Below are 1,472 nucleotides of genomic sequence, written 5' to 3'. Positions count from 1 at the left end.
GCCGCCGAAAACGTCACCGCCGCCGCCGCCACCGAAGATCCCGCCGCCGCCGTGCGAGCCGTGTCCGCCGTGGAGGATGGAATCGATGAGGATGCCGCCGAGGATCGCCCCGCCCAGGCCGCCGCCCCGACCGCCGAACATTCCTCCTCCGCCGAAGCCGCCCATGCCGCCACCGAAACCGTCCACATCCTCCTGGGCCATCTGGCTGGCCTGCTGCGCCAGGGCATTGGCCTGGCGGGCGTAGTTGAGCGCCTGCTCCGGATCCGAGTCGGCGATGGCCAGCGCATGGTCGAGATTCCGTTCCGCCTCCGCCAGCCGGGTGCGTGCCTCGCTCCGAACGCCGCCGCGCCGCGCCTGGATGTAATCCGAGGTGCCGGAGATCTGGGCCTGCGCGGACATGATGGCGTGCTGCAGGGCCTCGCGGGCACGCCGGTTGCGGTCCTGGGCGTCCCGGATTCCGGAGAGCGAGGCATCCAAGGGCTCCATGGCTGCCTCCAGCCGCTGCACCATCATGATCGGATCGATGCGCCCCCCGGCGGCCTCCTGCCGGACGGCGGACACGGCCGCCTCCAGCCCGGCCAAGGGGCCCGCGAGCTCGGGGTGCTGCCCGGAGGCGATGATGGCCCTGGCCTGGGCGATGTCCTGGGTCGCGTCGGCGATGCTGCGTTCCATGCTCTGCCGGGCGTCCTCAAGGTCCTTGGCCGTCCTGGCGATGGCCTCCAACAGGATGTTGGCCTGGTGCAGGCTCTCCTCGGCCGCGCGCACGGCGATCACGGCGGCGCTGCGGTCTCCTTCGTCGAGCTTGTCCTGCGCGGTGCCGGCCGCGTTCTCGACGAAATCCAGCCGTTCCCCGGCCTGGCCGATGTTGTCGGCGACCTGTTGCAGCGCGCTGTCGGCAAAGCGGGTGCGAAGCTGTTCCAGCCGGGCCGTGCCGTCGTCCAGCCTGCCGCGGGTTTCCCGGGCGGCGGCCCGGGCCCGCTCAAGCGCCTGCGGTGCGGTTTCTTCCAGCTCCCGCAGCGCGTCGAAGTCCTCTTTGTGTGACTGGAGGGAATCGTTGACTGCCTCACAGCGGCGGATGATGTCGCCCAGCCAGGCGCGCTGCTCTTCTTCGGTGTCCGGAATATGGTCATCGAGCTGCTGCTGCAGTTTGAAGGACTCCATCATGTGGGACTTGGCCGCGGTGATGTCCTGGCGGAACGGCTGCACGGCTTCGTCCCCGTACTGGGCCATGGCGAAGCCCAGCTCCTGCTCGCTCGATTTGATCGCGTCGTCGGCGGCCACCAGCAGGCTGCCGGCCTTCTTGCGAAGGTCCTCCACGGACATGGCGTCATGCGGATCCAGCGGACGCCCGTCGGGGCCGGTCTGCAGCTGAGGCTGCGGGCGCTGGCTCTTGTTCCGCTTGGACCGCGCATACAGCAGCGCCGCGCCGCCGCCCACCACCACGACGCCGCCCAGGAGCAGCACCGGGCCCA

Annotated in this window: 1 protein-coding gene; it reads right to left on the bottom strand. The window is 70.5% G+C overall.

What is annotated here, in order from left to right:
* The coding region (locus AC5RUJ_RS16230; RefSeq protein ID WP_494156242.1) for a flagellin family protein at nt 1–1,472 on the bottom strand (1,472 nt) is incomplete at both ends.

It is taken from the genome of Arthrobacter sp. Y3223164, from assembly GCF_059091005.1.
Note: the sequence above shows the minus strand (reverse complement) of the source record. Positions and strands in the feature narration are given on the sequence as shown.